This is a genomic window from Streptomyces solicavernae (assembly GCF_029968095.1).
Lineage (GTDB): Bacteria > Actinomycetota > Actinomycetes > Streptomycetales > Streptomycetaceae > Streptomyces > Streptomyces solicavernae.
Genome location: NZ_JASCIR010000002.1, coordinates 485,437 through 502,918 on the forward strand (window position 1 = coordinate 485,437; position 17,482 = coordinate 502,918).

Here is a 17,482-nt window from a genome sequence, read left to right on the forward strand (position 1 = left end):
GTTGCCGGGGATATCGGGCTGCCGGGGATACCGGGCCGCCGGAGATACCGGCGACCGGTCAGACGTAGTCCTGGTACTTCTCCAGGAACCGGACCGGCTTGGACAGCGCGTCGCGGCGGAACGGGTCGCCCAGCTCGCGGGTGCACATGATCTCGATGACCGTCGTCCGGCCCTCGTTCATCTGGGCGTCGACGGCCTGGCGCAGCGCCGGGCCGACGTCGTCCAGCTTCTCCACGACGATGCCGTCGGCGCCCATGGCCTGGGCGATCCCGGCGAAGCTCTCGCTCTCCAACTCGCCCGCCACGAAGCGGCGGTTGTAGAAGTCGACCTGGTTCTTCTTCTCCGCGCCCCACTGCCGGTTGTGGAAGACCACGGCGGTGACGGGGATGTCGTGGCGTACGGCGGTCATGATCTCGCCCATGCTCATGCCCCAGGCTCCGTCACCGGCGTACGCGATGGCCGGGCGGTCCATGGCCGCGGCCTTGGCGCCGATGATGGTCGGCAGCGCGTAGCCGCAGTTGCCGAAGCTCATCGGGGCGAAGAAGGAACGGGGCTCCTCGAAGCGCAGGTAGCTGTTGGCCACGGAGTTGATGTTGCCGATGTCGGTGGAGACCATGACGCGCGGCGGCATGGCCTTCTCCAGCTCGCGCAGCACCTCGCGGGGGTGCAGCCAGTCGCCCTCCTCCCGCTCCTGCTCCGCGATCATGTCGAGGCTGAACGGGTCGGTCTCGTGGGTCCAGTCACTGAGCTCCTGCTCCCACGCGTCCTTCTCCGCCTGGGTCTTCGCGGCACGCTCCGCGCGGGTGGCGTCGCAGGCGAGGGACTTCTCGGCCAGCCGCTCGGTCAGGGCCGAGGCCGTGGCCTTGGCGTCGCCGCAGATGCCGACGGTGATCTTCTTGACCAGGCCGAGCATCTTGTGGTCGGCGTCTATCTGGATGATCTTCGCGTTCTTGGGCCAGTAGTCCATGCCGTGCTGCGGCAGCGTGCCGAACGGGCCGAGGCGCGAGCCCAGGGCGATGACCACGTCCGCCTGGGAGATCAGCTTCATCGCGGCCTTGGAGCCCTGGTAGCCGAGCGGGCCGCACCACTGCGGGTGGCTGGCCGGGAACGAGTCGTTGTGCAGGTAGCTGTTGACCACGGGGGCGCCGAGGCGTTCGGCGAGCGCCTTGCACTCCTCCACGGCGTCGGCCATGACCACGCCGCCGCCGGAGATGATCACCGGGAACTCGGCGGTGGCGAGCAGTTCGGCGGCGTCGTTCAGGCTCTGCTCGCCGCCGGGGCCGCGGTCGAGGCGGTTTGGCTGCGGGATCTCGGCCTCGATCTCGCCGTAGAAGTGGTCGCGCGGGATGTTGAGCTGGGTGGGGCCGATCTCGGACATGGCCCGGTCGAAGGCGCGGCCGGTGTACTCGGCCATCCGCTTCGGGTTGTTGACGTGCGCCTGGTACTTGGTGAACTCCTGGAACATCGGCAGCTGGTTGGCCTCCTGGAAGCCGCCGAGGCCGGTACCCATGGTGCCCGCCTCCGGGGTCACCATGACGACCGGGCTGTGCGCCCAGTACGCGGCGGCGATCGCGGTGACGCAGTTGCTGATGCCGGGGCCGTTCTGGCCGATCACGACGCCGTGCCGGCCGCTCACCCGTGCGTAGCCGTCGGCCATGTGGCCGGCGCCCTGCTCGTGGACCACCGGGATCAGGCGGATGCCGGCCGGGGCGAAGATGTCCATGGCGTCCATGAACGCCGAGCCCATGATGCCGAACATGTCGGTGACCCCATTGGCCACCAGCGTCTCGACGAAGGCCTCCGAGGGGGTCATCTTCTGGACGCCGGTGACGACGGCACGGCTGGCGTCCGTCTGCTTCTCACTCATGGTTCCACTCCTTCGACAGGCTCATCGGATGAAGAAATCGGTACGTGGCGTTCCTGAAATCAGGATCTGGCTGGACTGTAGGGTGCTTCACCGGGAGCGTCAACGAGTCATTCGAGAAAATGAGATCTGTTACGCTGAATTCCGGAACTTGAACCGTTGTGATCCCTACACGTGGGGGAGTCGTGGACCTGACTCGCGAGCCCGATCCGACCGCGCTGAACGGCGATACGCCGACGATGCGTCTGTTCTCGCTGCTCGAACTGATCGCGGCCAAGGACCAGTTGGTCTCGCTGCAGGGCCTGGTCGAGGAGACCGGCATGCCCAAGCCGACGCTGCACCGCATGCTCCAGCAGCTGGAGGCGGCCGGGCTCCTCATCCGGCAGGCGGACGGCCGCCACTACGGCACCGGGACGCGGCTGCGCCGCCTCGCCGAAAACCTGCTCCTGAACGCCACCCACCACGGCGCCCGCCATGCCGTACTGCGCAACCTGGTCGAGGAGTTGGGGGAGAGCTGCAACATCACCACGCTCTCCGGCAACGAGGTGGTCTACCTCGACCGCGTCGAGACCCCGGAGCCGCTGCGCTTCTATCTGCGGCCGGGCTCGCGCGTGCCCGTCCACTGCTCCGCCAGCGGCAAGATGATCCTGTCCCAGATGAGCCCGGCCCAGCGCCGCAAGCTCCTGGCCCACGCCCCGCTCAAGCAGTACACGCCCACGACGGTGACCGAACTCGACGCGCTGGAGGAGGAGTTCAAGCGCGTCCGGCGCAACGGCTACGCCCTCGACGACGAGGAGTTCCTGCCCGGCCTGGTCTGCGTGGCCGTGCTCGTGCCCGGACGCGCCAACCTGTGCGTCGCCGTCCAGGCGCCCGTCATGCGCCTCACTCCCGACAAGGCGCTGCAACTGCTCCCCGCCCTGCAGCGGGCCGCCGAGGCGATCGCCCGCGTCGAGGCCGAGGGCACCCCCGCCGCCGACCGGTGACCACAGCCGTGACCACACCTGTGGCCACACCTGTGGCGACCCCGCGACGACAGCCGTGACCACACCTGTGGCCACACCTGTGGCGACCCCGCGACGACAGCCGTGACCACACCTGTGGCCACACCTATGGCGACCCCGTAACCACACCTGTGGCCACCCCCCGACCACACCTGTGGCCACCCCCCGACCACACCTGTGGCCACCCGTGACCACACCCGACCCGAAGGGCCGCACATGGCACACCCGGTGACCCACCCGACCACCCCCGACCGGCCGGACCTGCGGCTCGCCGTCAAGGACGTCTTCGGCATCGACTCGCCGCTCGTCGTCCCCGCCTTCAGCGAGCGCACCGAGTACGTCCCCGAGACCGACGACGCCTACCGCTTCAACCCCGACGTGACCCTGGCCCTGCTCGCCGGGTTCCTGCGCGACCGGCGGGTGCTGGTGCAGGGCCTGCACGGCACCGGCAAGTCCACCCACGTCGAGCAGGTCGCCGCCCGGCTCAACTGGCCCTGCGTACGCGTCAACCTGGACGGTCACCTCGGCCGCCCCGACCTGATCGGCAAGGACGCGGTGGTGCTGCGGGAGGGCCGTCAGGTGACCGAGTTCCAGGAGGGCATCCTGCCCTGGGCGCTGCAACGGCCCGTGGCGCTGATCCTGGACGAGTACGACGCGGGCCGCCCCGACGTCATGTTCGTCCTCCAGCGCGTCCTGGAGCGCGACGGCAAGCTGACGCTCATGGACCAGAACAAGGTCATCAGCCCCCACCCGTACTTCCGGCTCTTCGCCACCGCCAACACGGTCGGGCTCGGCAACCTCAACGGCCTCTACCACGGGGCGCAGCGCCTCAACCACGCGCAGATCGACCGCTGGAACATCGTCACCTCGCTCGACTACCTGCCGGCCGAGGAGGAGGCGGCTATAGTGCGGGCGCGCGTCCCGTCGCTTGCCGACGAGCGGGGCGCGGAGCTGATCGCCTCGATGGTCGCGGTCGCCGCCCTGACCCGCACGGGCTTCCAGGCCGGTGACGTGTCGACGCTGATGTCGCCCCGTACGGTCATCACCTGGGCGGAGAACCTGGAGATCTTCGGCGACCTCGCGCTCGCGTTCCGGGTGTCGTTCCTCAACCGGTGCGACGAGGCCGAACGCGCCGTGGTCGCCGAGTACTTCCAGCGCTGCTTCGACCGCGAGCTCGACGTGTCGTACGCGCTCACCGCCGAGCCGGCCCAGAGCGCGCCGTGACCGACGCCCACGCCGGACCCCATGTCGACACCCATGTCGACACCCATGCCGACGCCCGCCGCAGGCAACGCGTCGAAGAGCTCTGCGCCGCAGCCGTACGGGCCCTCAGTGCCGACCCCGACCTACGGTTCCGCGGGCGCCGACTGCACCGCGGACGGCGCCCGCTGCCGCCGCACGCCCCGCACCTGCACCCCGCCCCCGAGGACGACTTCGGCTCGTTCCGGGGCGCGGCCGACGGCATGGCCCTGCGGCTGACCCGGTCGGACGCCGGGCTGCACCGCCGGGAGCGCCCCGCCGAACCGGTGGCACGGCTGGTCTTCGAGATGCTGGAGCAGTTCCGCGTCGAGTCCCTGGCCCCGGCGGCGCTGCCCGGCATCGCCCGCAACCTGCGCCACCGCCACGAGCAGTGGTCGCTCGCCTTCCACCGCTCGGGCCTCACCGAGACGGCACGCGGACTGCTGCTCTACACGGTCGCGCAGATCTGCCGGTCCCGGATCACCGCGCAACCCGTCCTCGCCGAGACCGAGGACCTGATCGAGGCCACGCGCGCCGCCCTCGGCGCCGAGATCGGGCACGACCTCGCCGGGCTGCGCCGCCACCGGGACGACCAGGCCGCGTTCGCCGGCCACGCCCTGTCCCTCGCCCGGACCGTGGCCGCGCTGCTCACGTCCGCCGAAGGAGAGGGCGGCACCGGCGCCGGAGACGAGGACGCGCGCACGGACGACGACCCCGACGACCGGGCCGACGACCGGTCCCGCTTCACCCTCCTGACGGACTTCGGCGACGACGAGCAGCCCGGCACCGCATCGCTCGGCCGAAGCCGCGTACTGGAGGACGCCACCGACGGCTACCGCGTCTTCACCACCGCCCACGACCGGCAGCACCCCGCAGGCCGGCTGGTCCGGCCCGAGCTGCTCAGGGAGTACCGGGAACGGCTCGACCGGCGCATCGCCGCGCAGAGCGTGAACACCGGCCGACTGGCCCGCGAGCTGACGGCGCTGCTCGCCGACCCCGTACGCGACGGCTGGGACGGCGGGCAGGAGGAGGGCCAGGTCGACGGTCGGCTGCTCGCCCGGCTGATCAGCTCCCCGAGCGAGCGCCGCCTCTTCAGGACCGAACGCATCGCACCCGTTCCCGACGCCCTCGTGACGTTCCTCATCGACTGCTCGGGCTCCATGAAGGAGCACGCCGAGCCGGTGGCCGTACTGGTCGACGTCTTCGCCCGCGCGCTCGAACAGGCGGGCGCGAGCTGCGAGATCCTCGGCTACACCACCGGCGCCTGGAACGGCGGCCGGGCCCGCCGCGCCTGGCTGCGCGCCGGGCGCCCCGCACACCCCGGCCGCCTCAACGAGCAGTGCCACCTCGTGTTCAAGGACGCGGAGACACCGTGGCGCAGGGCCCGCCGGGACATCGCCGCGCTCCTCAAGGCCGACCTCTACCGCGAGGGCCTGGACGGCGAGGCGGTGGCCTGGGCCGCGCGGCGCGCGCAGGCCCGGCCCGAGCGGCGGCGGCTGCTCTTCGTCCTGTCCGACGGCAGCCCCATGGACACCGCCACCCACCTGGCCAACGACCGCCACTACCTGGACCACCACCTCAAGGACGTGGTCGCGGGCCTTGAGCGGTCCGGCGAGGTCGAGGTCCACGGCCTCGGCGTGGGGCTCGACCTGAGCCCCTACTACAGCCGCTGCCACGCCCTCGACCCGTCCCGGACCACCGCCAGGGAGATGATCCGGGAGACGGTCACACTGCTCGCGGGCCACCCGAGCCGCTAGAGAAAGCCCCCTTCTACGCGACCATCGCCCCGTCGACCAGCTCCCCCAGGATGCGGATGCCCGGGTCGATCACGGAGAGCGGGGGCGCCGCGAAGCCGATGCGGAAGTGGTTCAGGGGCGGGTTCTCCGACAGGAAGTAGATGTCGCCGCGCTCGATGAGCACCCCGCGCTTCTGCGCCAATTCCACGAGGCGGCGGCAGTCCAGCTCCGGCGGCCCCGACATCCACAGGCTCACCCCGCCCGGGGGAGGCGTCGTGCGCCACGGCAGGTGGGCGTTGACCGCCCGGCTCGCCGCCTCCCACTTGTGCATCAGCTGGCCCCGGTACCTGCGCACCGCCCGGTGGTACTCCCCGGACTCGATGAGCAGGGCCAGGGCGCGCTGGATGTGCCCGGACGGGTGCCGCACGGAGTAACGGCGCAGGTCGCGCAGCTCCCGGACGAGCTCCCGCGAGCCCACGAGGTACCCGATCCGCAGCCCCGGCGCGAGGAACTTCGAGAACGTGCCCAGATAGACGACCTGTTCGGTCTCGTCCAAGCCCTTCAGCGCGGGCGTCGGGCTGCCCTGATAGCGGAACTCGCTGTCGTAGTCGTCCTCCACGATCACCGTCCCGCTCTCCCGGACGAGGGACAGCAGCTCCCGTCGGCGGCCGATGCTCAACGTCGCGTTCGTCGGATGCTGGTGACTGGGCGTCACATGCAGCAGGTCCACGCCCGCCAGGCTCTTCGCCGGCATCAGCCCCGCCTCGTTCGCCCTGATCGGCAGCAGCGAGGCCCCCGCCCGTACGAAGATGTGCCGGGCGTCCAGATAGCCGGGATCCTCGACCGCCACCACGGAGCCCCGGCCGAGCAGCGCCCGGCTCAGCAGGTCGAGCCCCTGCTGCGAGCCGACGGTGATCAGCACCTCCTCCGGCGACGCCTCCACCCCGCGGGCCGGCAGCAGGTGGTGGCAGACCATCTCGACCAGGAGCGGATCGTCGGCCGCGATGCCGTCCTGCAGGCTGTACTGGACGTGCGGCTGGTACAGCGCCTTGTTGAGCGCCCGCGACCAGTCCCGCGCCGGGAACGCCCGCAGATCGACCTGACCTGCGAGGAACGGGTACGGATAGCGGGCCCAGTCCGGCCGCTTCTCGATGTGCGGCAAGGTGTCCTCGGGGTGCCCGCGCAGCCGCGCCGCCCAGTCGAAGCGCTGGGTCGCGGGCCGCTTTTCGGCGGTGCAGTACGCGCGGATCTCACGGTTGACGAAGATCCCCTGGCGGACCCGGCTCTCGACGAAACCCTCGGCCACCAGCTCCTGGTAGGCGGCGTTGACGGTGTTCCGGGACAGGCCCAACTCGCGCGCCAGCTCCCGGGACGAGGGGAGCCTGCGGCTGGCGTCGATCGTCCCGACCGCGATGCCGTGCTCGATGGCCTTGCGGATCTGGCGGTACAGCGGCTCGCTCGACTCCCGGTCGACCTCGATCAACGTGCGTGGCATGGGATGCCTCCTGAGCTCTCGCGGCCTGGGCCGGACGGGACGTGGGCGCGACCGGGTCCGCCCCTGGGCGCACCACCGGTGACCTCACCGGCCGTACGGGACGGGTGACCCAGCGGTCGCGCAACCGGCCGTAAAACCGGTCGTATACGGGACGTAATCGGTCGCCTACGCGGCGATCTCCTCCTGGACCCATCAAAGGGCCCGGTTCTGGTGCTTCTCGCCGGACCAGTTGGCTCTGCAATCTAGCGCCATCGGCGGCTCCAGACGAGAGCCCGACGCCAACCCCCTCATCCCAGATGGGAGTTCTTCGTGAAGATCGGAATTCCGCGCGAGGTCAAGAACCACGAGTACCGCGTGGCCATCACCCCCTCCGGCGTGCACGAGCTGGTCCAGGCCGGCCACATGGTGTACGTCGAGCAGGGCGCCGGGGCCGGTTCGTTCATCGCGGACGCGGACTACCAGGCCGCAGGCGCCACCGTCCTCAGGACGGCCGACGAGGTCTGGGCCGAGGGCGACCTGCTGCTCAAGGTGAAGGAGCCCGTCGCGGAGGAGTACCACCGCATGCGCCCCGGCCAAGTGCTCTTCACCTACCTGCACCTGGCGGCCTCCCGGGAGTGCACCCAGGCGATGCTCGCGGCCGGGGTCACCGGTGTCGCGTACGAGACGGTGCAGCCGGCCGACGGCACGCTGCCGCTGCTGTTCCCGATGTCCGAGGTCGCCGGCCGGCTCGCCCCGCAGGTGGGCGCGTACCACCTGATGCGGGCCGCGGGCGGGCGCGGCGTCCTGATGGGCGGCGTCTCCGGCACGCACCCCGCGAAGACCGTCGTCATCGGCGCCGGGGTGTCCGGCATGAACGCGGTGGCCGTCGCCACCGGCATGTGGTCCGACGTGGTGCTGCTCGACAAGAACATCGACAAGCTGCGCGCCGCCGACCGCATGTACCAGGGGAGCATCGCGACCGTCGCCTCCAACGGCTACGAGCTGGAGCGGGCCGTGCTCGAAGCCGACCTGGTCATCGGCGCGGTCCTCGTGCCCGGCGCGAAGGCGCCAAAGCTGATCAGCAACGAACTCGTCTCCCGCATGAAGCCGGGCTCGGTGCTCGTCGACATCGCGATCGACCAGGGCGGCTGCTTCGAGGACTCCCGCCCGACGACCCACGCGGACCCGGTCTACGACGTCCACGACTCGGTCTTCTACTGCGTCGCCAACATGCCGGGCGCGGTGCCGAACACCTCCACGTACGCCCTCACCAACGTCACCCTGCCGTACGTCCTCGCCATCGCGAACAACGGGCTCGCCGCGGCCGCCCGGGCGGACGCCGCGATCAAGCGCGGCGTCAACGTGGTGGGCGGCCAGGTCACCTACCGGCCCGTGGCGGAGGCGCACGACCTGAAGCACGTCGAGGTCGACGAAGCCCTCGTCTAGGCGTACCGCGACTCCCAGTCGTACCGCGGCCTCTCCGGAGGACCTCACCGGAAGACCTCAAGACCTCACCGGAAGACCTCAAGACCTCACCGGAAGACCTCAAGACCTCACCGGAAGACCTCAAGACCTCACCGGAGGACCTCTCCGGAGGCCCGCACCACCGCATCCAACACCGCCCGGCCGTCCGCCGGGCCAGGAGGGGAGACCCACGTGACCACCGATTCCGGCCTCCGCGCCCAGGCGCGGCGCCACCTCGGCCCGCACTTCACCCGCAAGGACGTCTGGCAGGACGCCGAGCTGCCCGTCTTCGTGCGCAGCGAGGGCTGCCACCTCTACGACGACCGTGGGCGGCGGTTCCTCGACGGCCTGGCGGGCCTGTTCTGCGTGAACATCGGCCACGGCCGCAGCGACATCGTGGCCGCCGCGAGCAAGCAGATGGAGACCCTGCCGTACTCCACCAACTGGGGCGCCGCCCACCCGCCGTCCATCGAAGCCGCCAGCCTGATAGCCGAGCTGGCGCCCGGCGACCTCGGGGTGACCTTCTTCGTCAACTCCGGCTCGGAGGCCGTCGAGACGGCCATCAAGTTCGCCCGCCAGTACCACAAGAGCCAGGGCAACCCCGAGCGCACCAAGATCATCAGCCGGGAGATGGCCTACCACGGCGTCACCCTCGGCGCCCTGTCGGTGACCGGCCTCCCGAAGATCCGCGACCCGTTCCTGCCGCTCCTTCCGGGCGTCCGCCACGTCCCCAACACCTTCGGCCGCACCGGCGACTGCGGCCCCGCCGCCGAGCTCGACTGCGTACGCGCGATCGAGCAGGCCATCCTCGAAGAGGGCCCGGAGACCGTCGCCGCGGTCTTCGCCGAGCCGGTGCAGAACGGCCGCGGCGCACTGGTCCCGCCGGACGGGTACTGGCGGGAGCTGCGCAGGATCTGCGACCGGTACGGCGTCCTGCTCGTCGCCGACGAGGTCATCTGCTCCTTCGGACGCCTCGGCCACTGGTTCGGCAGCGGCTACTTCGGCGTGGTGCCCGACATGGTCACCTTCGCCAAGGGCGCCACCTCGGGCTACGCCCCGCTGGGCGGCATGATCGCCCGGGAGCAGCTGGTCCAGGAGCTGTTCGACTCCCCGAAGGGCGGCACGTTCACCCATGGCGCGACCTGGGGCGGCCACCCGGTCTCCACCGCCGTCGCCGTCGCCAACATCAAGGCCATGCGCGACGAGGACGTCCTGGGCAACGTCTGCACCCTCGGCCCCGAACTCCGCGCGGGGCTTGAGGAGATCAAGAACCGCCACCGCGTCGTCAAGGACGTCCGCGGTATGGGCTTCTTCTACGCGATCGAGCTCATGGCCGACCGCGAGACGGACCGGGAACTCTCGGCGGAGCAGTCGGCGAAGATCCTGCGTGAGGTGCTCCCGGCGGCGTTCAAGAAGACCGGGGTCATCCTGCGCCCCGACGACCGCGGCGCCACGATGATCATGGTCTCGCCGCCGCTGGTGGCCGACCGCGCCGTGCTCGACGAGCTGCTCGCCGGCATCGACGTGATGGTCGGCGACGTACAGCGGAGTGTCAGCGCCTGAGGCGCAAAGCGGGCGGGTCCGGTCCGAGAGGGACCGGACCCGTCGTGGGGCGCCGGCGGGCGAATTCGCGCTGTACGGCCCCCGGGGAGTACCGCTCCCGGGTGTGGCATTTCCGCGCCCCGGTACCGCTGGAAATTCCGGCCCACCCTTTTTCATGCATTGCCCAACTTTCTCGATGCCCGTCGCGCACCCGCGCGCGCACGGGCGATCGGCATTTCCATGAAATCCCGAACTGGCACCCCTAGTAGGTCCAGAACTGGAGCTTTCCCCGCAATGCGGGGAGCGGCCATCATCCCGGCACTGCTGATTTTCCGCGGCGGCTTACCCGAGCATTCCGGCCGGGGTGGTACCGCAGCGCCGCGATTCCTGAACGAAATGGGTTACCTGTGGGAGAGAACAAACTCGTGGACGGCGAAAAGCCCGAGCAGGGCGAGACAGCCGGACTGCGCAGCGAGCTCAAACAGAGGCATATGACGCTCATCGCCCTCGGCGGGGTGATCGGAGCCGGCCTCTTCGTCGGCAGCGGCGTCGTCATCCAGGAGACCGGCCCGGCAGCGATCATCTCGTTCGTCCTGGCCGGCGGCCTCGTCATCCTGGTGATGCGGATGCTCGGCGAGATGGCGGTCGCCCGCCCCTCCGCGGGCTCCTTCTACGAGTACGCGCGGCTCGCCCTCGGCCCCTGGGGCGGCTTCACCATCGGCTGGCTGTACTGGTACTTCTGGGTCAACGTGGTCGCGCTGGAAGCGGTGGCCGGCGCCACCCAGATCCACGCCTGGCTCCCGGGCGTGCCGCTGTGGGCCATCAGCCTCGGCCTGATGCTGCTGCTCACCGCGGTCAACATGTTCTCGGTGAAGTCGTTCGGCGAGTTCGAGTACTGGTTCTCGTCCATCAAGGTCGCCGCGATCAGCGTGTTCCTCATCCTGGGCCTGGTCTTCGTCGTCGGCCTGTGGCCCGGAGCGCACGCGGACGTCGGCAACCTGACGGCACATGAGGGCTTCGCCCCGCACGGCATCGGGCCCGTGCTCACCTCGGTCATCCCGGCGGTCGGCTTCTTCACCGGCGCCGAGATCGCGGCCCTCGCGGCGGCCGAGTCCAAGGAGCCGGGGCGCAACGTCGCCAGGGCCACCCGCTCGGTCGTCCTGCGCGTGCTGCTCTTCTACGTCGGCTCGATCTTCCTCGTCGTCGCCATCGTGCCGTGGAACGACGGCAGCATCACCGACGGGCCGTACATCTCCGCCCTCCAGCACATCGGGATCCCCTACGCCGGAACCCTGATGCGCATCCTCGTCCTCGTCGCCGTGCTGTCCTCCCTCAACGCCGGCCTCTACAGCGCCTCGCGCATCGTCTTCGCCCTCACCCGGCACCGCGACGCGCCGAGCGGCCTGACGAAGCTCAGCCGACGCGGTGTGCCGCAGCGCGCGATCCTGCTCGCCACCGTGCTCGGTTACGTCTCCGTGGTCTTCGCCTACGTGTCGCCCGACACCGTGTTCTCCTTCATCGTCCACTCCTACGGAGCGGTGGCGCTGTTCGTCTACCTGCTCGTCGCGCTGTCCCAACTGCGCCTGCGCCGCCGCCTGGAGCGGGAGGACCCGGGGGCGCTCACCCTGAAGATGTGGGGCTACCCGTATCTGAGCTGGTTCACGGTCGCCGCCATGGCCCTGGTCATCCTCACCATGGCGGTGCTGCCCTCGACCCGCCTCGACTTCGGCACCAGCCTCCTGACGCTCCTCACGGTCCTCGGCGCGTACGGCGTGATCCGCCTGCGCCGCCGAGCCGCCGACGGGCCCGCCCCGACGCCGCCGTCCGGCGGACCGCGGCCCACCCCGCTGCCGGGCCCGGCCGGACCGCCCGCCGACTCCCAGCGGCCACCGGTCCCGGCCCGGGAGCAGTGAGGGAGCCGTCGCGCAGTCCCTGGCCCGAGGGGCGGTCCGGACAGGCCGCCCCTCACACCCCCTCCCGCCAGACCCGCAGCGCCAGATGGAGCGGCAGCGCGCGAGGGGTGCCCGTCGGGTCGCCGCCGAGGAGGTCGAAGGCGCGTTGCAGGCGGGCGTAGAGGGACTGCCGCTGCAGATGCAGGTCGGCCGCCGTACGGGTCTTGTTGAAGCCGGAGTCGAAGTACGCGCTCAGCGTGGTGAGCAGTACGTCGCGCTCCTCGTCGCGCAACGTCAGCAGCAGCCCCAGCTGTTCGCGTACGAGCTGCTCCGCCGGAGTGCGGAACGCGTCGTCGAGCAGCAGCCGCTCCACGCCCCGCTCGGTCGCGTCGGCGACGCCGCCGGCGAACGCGCCGCCCGGCCGCGGCAGGCACTCCGTCGCCGCACGCAACGAGGCCGCGGCGTCGGCCAGTTCGGGCAGTGCGGGGCCGACCGCGACCGCCGTACGGTCGTCGGCGCACCACTCGCGGAGCGCCGCGATCAGGCGGGGCCGGACGCCGCTCGCGGCGCGGTGCGGGGCACGCAGGGAAACCAGCGCGTGCACGGCGAGCGGGGACGGCATGTCGACCGCGGCCCGCCCGTGCAGGGCGAGCACGGCGTCCAGGCCCCGGAGCGCGGCCGGGGTCCGGGCCGCCCGCACCGCGACCGCCACCACCGGGGCGTCGGGCGGGAAGCCGAGTGACGCGCCGAGGCGGCGGATGCGCTGCGGCTGGGCGCTGCCGCCCGCGGCAAGCCGGACCAGCTCGCTCGCGGCCAGCTCCCGCGCGCCGGGCGGGCGGGTGCGCAGCAGCGCCAGCTGCAGGGCCTCTACCGCCCGGTCCTGAGCCAGTTCGAGCAGGGCGACATCGGCCTCGGCGTCCGGGTAGAGCACCAGCGTGGCCGTGGGCACCCCGCGGATCGCCAGCGGCGCCGCAAGTCCGCCCCCGGAGTCCGGCAGTTCGAGCTCCGGACGGCCCTCGGGGCTGCTCGTCGCGATCACCCGGCCGACGGCGTCGAACAGCGCCGCTCCGGCCGCCACATGCCGTACGAGGGTGTCCAGGACCTCCTGCACGCCACCGCCGTCGGCGAGGCTCCCGGACATCGCGTGGGACAGCACCCCGGCGGACCGCAGCCGCACCACGGAGTCGTCCACCAGGCTCGCGTTGATCACCTCGGCGACCTCCACGAACGGGACGACCCGCCGCAGCTCGACCACCGGGAAGCCGAGGGCGGACGCCTCGGCGAGCAGTGCGGGCGGTACGGCGGACAGCTCCCCGCCGGTCTCGATCGCGACGCCCGCCACCGCGCGCTCCGCCAGACTCCTTGCGTAGGACCGCAGTTGGTCCTCGCTCGCGTGCGCCAGCGTGGTGCCGCCGGTGAGCAGCAGCTCGCCGCCGCGCAGCAGCGGCGCGATCGCGAGCACCTCGCTGGAGTGGATCCAGCGCACGGCCCGCTCCAGACCCTCCGAGCCCGTGAGGACCCGCGGCCTGGCAGGGGCGAGGCTGGGATGGGCAAGGACTCGCGACACTGTCATCCGCATGACGATTTGTGTACCACTTCCCGCCGTCTGTGCGACAGATCGTGCGTTGGCCTCTGTGACGTGCGACACCAGGATGGCTCGGCAAGCAGGGCGAACCCGGCCGTCCGCCCGGCCACCTCCGTTGGGAGCCAGCCCCCGTTGGGAGTCAACTGATGTCAGCGTCCCCGCCCCCTCAGCCTCCTCGGCCTCCTCAGCCGTCTCGACCACAACCGTCCCCGCCGTCCACCGCCCATGACGTCGAGGGCACGCTGCAGCCCGTACCGGAGAGCGCGCGGACCGCCAGCGTGTCCGGGCAGTTCTGGATCTGGTGCGGGGCCAATATCGCGCCCATCAACTGGGTGCTCGGCGCGCTCGGCGTGCACCTCGGCCTCGGGCTCGCCGACACGCTGATCGTCCTCGTCGTGGGCAACCTCATCGGCATGGCGTTCTTCGGCGTGTTCGTCCTCATGGGGCAGCGCACCGGAGTGACCGGCATGGTCCTCGGCCGGGCCGCCTTCGGGCGCCGTGGCAACTATCTGCCCGCCGCCATTCAGGCGCTGCTCGCCGTCGGCTGGTGCTCGGTCAACACGTGGATCATCCTCGACCTGGTCATGGCGCTGCTCGGCCGGCTCGGCGTGGTCGACCCGCTCCAGGCCAACCACGCCTGGAAGATCGGGGTGGCCGCCCTGATCATGGGCATCCAGGTGGTCATCTCCTGGGTCGGCTACCGCGCGATCTCCGCCTTCGAGCGCTGGACGGTGCCGCCCACCATCGTGGTCCTGGTGGCGATGTCGGTGGCCGCGTGGTTCTTCCTCGACATCGACTGGTCGTACGCGGGACCGCCCGGCCAGGTCCTCACCGGCCCGGACCGGTTCGCCGCGATGACGGCCGTGATGACAGCGATCGGCATCGGCTGGGGCATCACCTGGTTCACGTACGCCGCCGACTACTCGCGCTTCGTCAGCCGCAGCATGCCCCGGCGCAAGCTGTATCTGGCCAGCACGCTCGGCCAGTTCGTGCCCGTCGTCTGGCTCGGCGTTCTCGGCGCGACGCTCGCCACGAAGAACGGCGACGTCGACCCGGGTCGGCTGATCGTGGAGAACTTCGGCGCCCTTGCCGTACCCGTGCTGCTGCTCGTCCTGCACGGGCCGATCGCCACCAACATCCTGAACATCTACACCTTCACCGTCGCCGCCCAGGCCCTCGACATCAAGGTGCACCGGCGCACCCTGAGCAGCGTCGTCGGGGTCCTCTCCATGGCCGTCGTGGTCTTCTTCGTCTACCAGTCCGACTTCGCCGCCATCCTCGACACCTGGCTGATCGGCCTGGTCGCCTGGGTCTCCGCCTGGGGCGGCATCATGCTCGTCCACTACGGCCGCATCGACCGCGGCACGGCGGGCGTCGAGCGCCTCTTCGACCCCGTGGGCTCCCGCCGGCTGCCCGACGTCAACGGGGCGGGCCTCACCGCCTTCGCCGCCGGTGTCTTCGCCACCTGGCTCTTCATGTACGGGCTGATCCCGCCGTTCCAGGGCCCGGCCGCCGTCGCCCTCGGCGGCGTCGACCTGTCCTGGCTGGCCGGCGGCCTCACCAGCGCGGGGGTGTACGCGGTACTCGGGCCGCGCGCCGCCCGCCGCACCTCGACTCCGGCTCCGACTCCGGCTCCGAGTGCGGCTCCGACTCCGGCTCCCGCTCCAGCTCCGACCCCGGCTCCGACCCCGGCTCCGAAGGCTGCCGCCCCCTCTCCCGCCGCACCGGAAAGGCTCGACGATGAACTTCCCCTGGCCTGAGGGCCGCCGCGCCGCCGCCGCGTTCACCTTCGACGTGGACGCCGAGTCCTGCGTCCTCGCCCACGACCCGGCGGCCTCATCCCGGATGTCCCTGATGTCCCATCAGGCGTACGGGCCGCGCGTCGGCGTCCCCCGGCTGCTGCGGCTGCTGCGGCGCCTCGACGTACGGGCCACCTTCTTCGTCCCGGGCTTCACCGCCGACACCTACCCCGACCTGGTGCGGACGATCGTCGACGACGGCCACGAGGTCGCCCACCACGGCTACCTCCACGAGCCGATGCGCGGCATCGACGCGGCGACGGAGGCGGAGTACCTGGATCGCGGCCTGGAGGCCCTGGACCGGGCCGGCGCCCGCCCGGTCGGCTACCGGGCCCCGTGGTGGGAGATGAACTGGCACACCCCCGACCTGCTCATCGAGCGCGGCTTCGGCTACGACTCCAGCCTCCTCGACGGCGACGTCCCCTACCGCCTGCACGGCAGTGCCGAGCCCGGCGACCTGGTCGAGATACCCGTCGACTGGAGCCTCGACGACTGGGAGCAGTACGCCTTCTACCCGGGCTGGACCGGCAGCGGCGTGATCGAGAGCCCGCGCAAGGCGCACGAGATGTGGCTGCTCGAAGCGGAGGCGCAGCACGCCGAGGGCGGCTGCTTCGTCCTCACCAACCACCCGTTCCTCTCCGGCCGTCCCGCCCGCGCCGCCGCCCTGGAACGGCTGATCGCCGACGTCCGCGCCCTCGACGGCATGTGGGTCACCACGCTCGCCGAGATCGCCGCCCACACGGCACGCACGGTCACCGAGATCCGGCGAGTCGAGCGCGTCGAGGTACCCGAGAAGTACGCGCCGCGGCCCACGGACCCGACCGCCGACTGAGACTGCCGGAACGCGACAACTCCCGAAACACGACAACCCCCGAAACACGACAACCCCCGAACACGACAACCCCCGAACACGACAACTCCCGTACCACGCACAGCGGTACGGGAGTTGTGCCGTGCCCTCGGCCGGTGTCGGGCGCCGTCAGTCCGTGTCCTGCCCCGGCCGGTGCCCGCCCAGCCGCCGCGTCACCTGGTCCGCCGCCTCGCGCGCGGCCTCGCCGAGGATCGGCAGCTGGTCGGGGGAGACCCGGAAGCGCGGCGCGGAGACGAGCACGGTGGCGGCCACGTCGCCCCGGTGGTCGAAGACCGGCGCGGCCACGCCGACCTCCTGCAGCGAGGTCTCCCCGTAGTTGGCGGCGTACCCCCGCTCGCGCACCTCGTCGAGCCGCGCCAGGTACGCGTCGAGCGCCGCGTCGTCCGTGCCCGGGAGGACCAGGGCGCCGCCGGTCAGCAGGGATCGCGCGGCGGGGGCGGGCAGTTGGGCGAGGAAGACCTGGACGGACGAGCTGGCCGCGGTGGTGTAGCGGGTGCCGAGCGGGGTGGTGTGCTTGACCTCGTGGTGGCTGGGCACCTGCTCGACGCAGACCGCCTCCGACCCGTTCCACAGCATCAGCGCCGCGGTCTCGCCCGTACGGCGGCTCAGCTCCCGCAGCACCGGGTGCGCGACCCTTCGTACGTCGAGGTCGGCGAGGAGCGGTCCCGCCATGGCGATGACGCCGAGGCCGAGGCGGAAGCGCCGGGTCTCCGGGTCCCGTTCGACGAGGCCGTCGAGCTCCAGGGTGGCGAGGATGCGGGAGACGGTGCTCTTGTGCAGGCCGACCCGTGCGGCGATCTCGGTGACGCCGAGCAGCGGTTCGTCCGCGCTGAAGCTGAGCAGTACGGAGATGCCGTTGTGGAGCACGGAGATGCCGCGGTTCTCGCCCGCGCCGTCGGTCGTCTTGTCCGTCTGAGTGTCTGCCATGGTGCGCCCATCCTGCCGCATGGTCGTACGCGCGATGCCGCACCGTCCGTTCGGGACGATGCGGCACCGCGCGCTCAGTGGTCACCGG

12 protein-coding genes are annotated in these 17,482 nt (G+C 71.4%); 8 read left to right on the forward strand and 4 right to left on the reverse strand.

All coding sequences use genetic code 11. The features are described from left to right. Positions 1 to 58 precede the first annotated feature (58 nt). On the reverse strand, positions 59 to 1,867 hold the full coding sequence (gene xsc / locus QIS99_RS04610; protein WP_282510617.1) for a sulfoacetaldehyde acetyltransferase: 1,809 nt from the start codon (positions 1,865 to 1,867) through the stop codon (positions 59 to 61). Positions 1,868 to 2,049: 182 nt separating this feature from the next. Here xsc and QIS99_RS04615 point away from each other — a divergent pair, with 182 nt between their 5' ends. The 3 genes from QIS99_RS04615 to QIS99_RS04625 all read left to right on the forward strand — a co-directional run bounded on the left by QIS99_RS04615 (position 2,050) and on the right by QIS99_RS04625 (position 5,861). Continuing rightward, positions 2,050 to 2,847 (forward strand): IclR family transcriptional regulator, encoded by a 798-nt coding sequence (locus QIS99_RS04615; RefSeq protein ID WP_282510619.1) that lies wholly within the window; start codon positions 2,050 to 2,052, stop codon positions 2,845 to 2,847. A 234-nt stretch (positions 2,848 to 3,081) separates the two neighbouring features. Continuing rightward, positions 3,082 to 4,089, forward strand: coding sequence for an AAA family ATPase (locus QIS99_RS04620; protein ID WP_282510621.1), 1,008 nt, complete (start codon positions 3,082 to 3,084; stop codon positions 4,087 to 4,089). Next, complete coding sequence (locus tag QIS99_RS04625; protein ID WP_282510623.1) at positions 4,086 to 5,861, forward strand: cobaltochelatase CobT-related protein; 1,776 nt, start codon at positions 4,086 to 4,088, stop codon at positions 5,859 to 5,861. Before QIS99_RS04620 ends, QIS99_RS04625 begins: the two co-directional genes overlap by 4 nt. A 13-nt stretch (positions 5,862 to 5,874) precedes the next feature. Here QIS99_RS04625 and pdxR read toward each other — a convergent pair whose 3' ends face one another. After that, complete coding sequence (gene pdxR, locus QIS99_RS04630) at positions 5,875 to 7,335, reverse strand: MocR-like pyridoxine biosynthesis transcription factor PdxR (protein WP_282510625.1); 1,461 nt, start codon at positions 7,333 to 7,335, stop codon at positions 5,875 to 5,877. Between the two features lie 309 nt (positions 7,336 to 7,644). Here pdxR and ald point away from each other — a divergent pair, with 309 nt between their 5' ends. The 3 genes from ald to QIS99_RS04645 all read left to right on the forward strand — a co-directional run bounded on the left by ald (position 7,645) and on the right by QIS99_RS04645 (position 12,233). Then, complete coding sequence (ald, locus tag QIS99_RS04635) at positions 7,645 to 8,760, forward strand: alanine dehydrogenase (protein WP_282510627.1); 1,116 nt, start codon at positions 7,645 to 7,647, stop codon at positions 8,758 to 8,760. 210 nt (positions 8,761 to 8,970) lie between these two features. Continuing rightward, positions 8,971 to 10,341: an aspartate aminotransferase family protein gene (locus QIS99_RS04640; protein ID WP_282510629.1), complete on the forward strand. Its 1,371-nt coding sequence runs from the start codon at positions 8,971 to 8,973 to the stop codon at positions 10,339 to 10,341. A gap of 386 nt (positions 10,342 to 10,727) precedes the next feature. Further along, entirely contained in the window at positions 10,728 to 12,233 is a 1,506-nt protein-coding gene (locus QIS99_RS04645; protein ID WP_282510631.1) for an amino acid permease, read from the forward strand. A 52-nt stretch (positions 12,234 to 12,285) separates the two neighbouring features. Here the strand turns inward: QIS99_RS04645 and QIS99_RS04650 are convergent, their stop codons facing one another. Next, positions 12,286 to 13,785 (reverse strand): PucR family transcriptional regulator, encoded by a 1,500-nt coding sequence (locus QIS99_RS04650; RefSeq protein WP_282510634.1) that lies wholly within the window; start codon positions 13,783 to 13,785, stop codon positions 12,286 to 12,288. Between the two features lie 158 nt (positions 13,786 to 13,943). Here QIS99_RS04650 and QIS99_RS04655 point away from each other — a divergent pair, with 158 nt between their 5' ends. Together QIS99_RS04655 and QIS99_RS04660 are read left to right on the forward strand one after the other, a co-directional pair. Further along, on the forward strand, positions 13,944 to 15,557 hold the full coding sequence (locus QIS99_RS04655) for a purine-cytosine permease family protein (protein ID WP_282510636.1): 1,614 nt from the start codon (positions 13,944 to 13,946) through the stop codon (positions 15,555 to 15,557). Further along, complete coding sequence (locus tag QIS99_RS04660) at positions 15,538 to 16,428, forward strand: polysaccharide deacetylase family protein (protein ID WP_282510638.1); 891 nt, start codon at positions 15,538 to 15,540, stop codon at positions 16,426 to 16,428. Before QIS99_RS04655 ends, QIS99_RS04660 begins: the two co-directional genes overlap by 20 nt. A 147-nt stretch (positions 16,429 to 16,575) precedes the next feature. On the opposite strand, the gene QIS99_RS04665 is transcribed toward QIS99_RS04660, so the two are convergent. After that, positions 16,576 to 17,394 carry an IclR family transcriptional regulator gene (locus QIS99_RS04665; RefSeq protein ID WP_282510640.1) on the reverse strand — a complete coding sequence of 273 codons (819 nt, stop codon included), beginning with the start codon at positions 17,392 to 17,394 and terminating at the stop codon, positions 16,576 to 16,578. Positions 17,395 to 17,482: the final 88 nt, after the last annotated feature.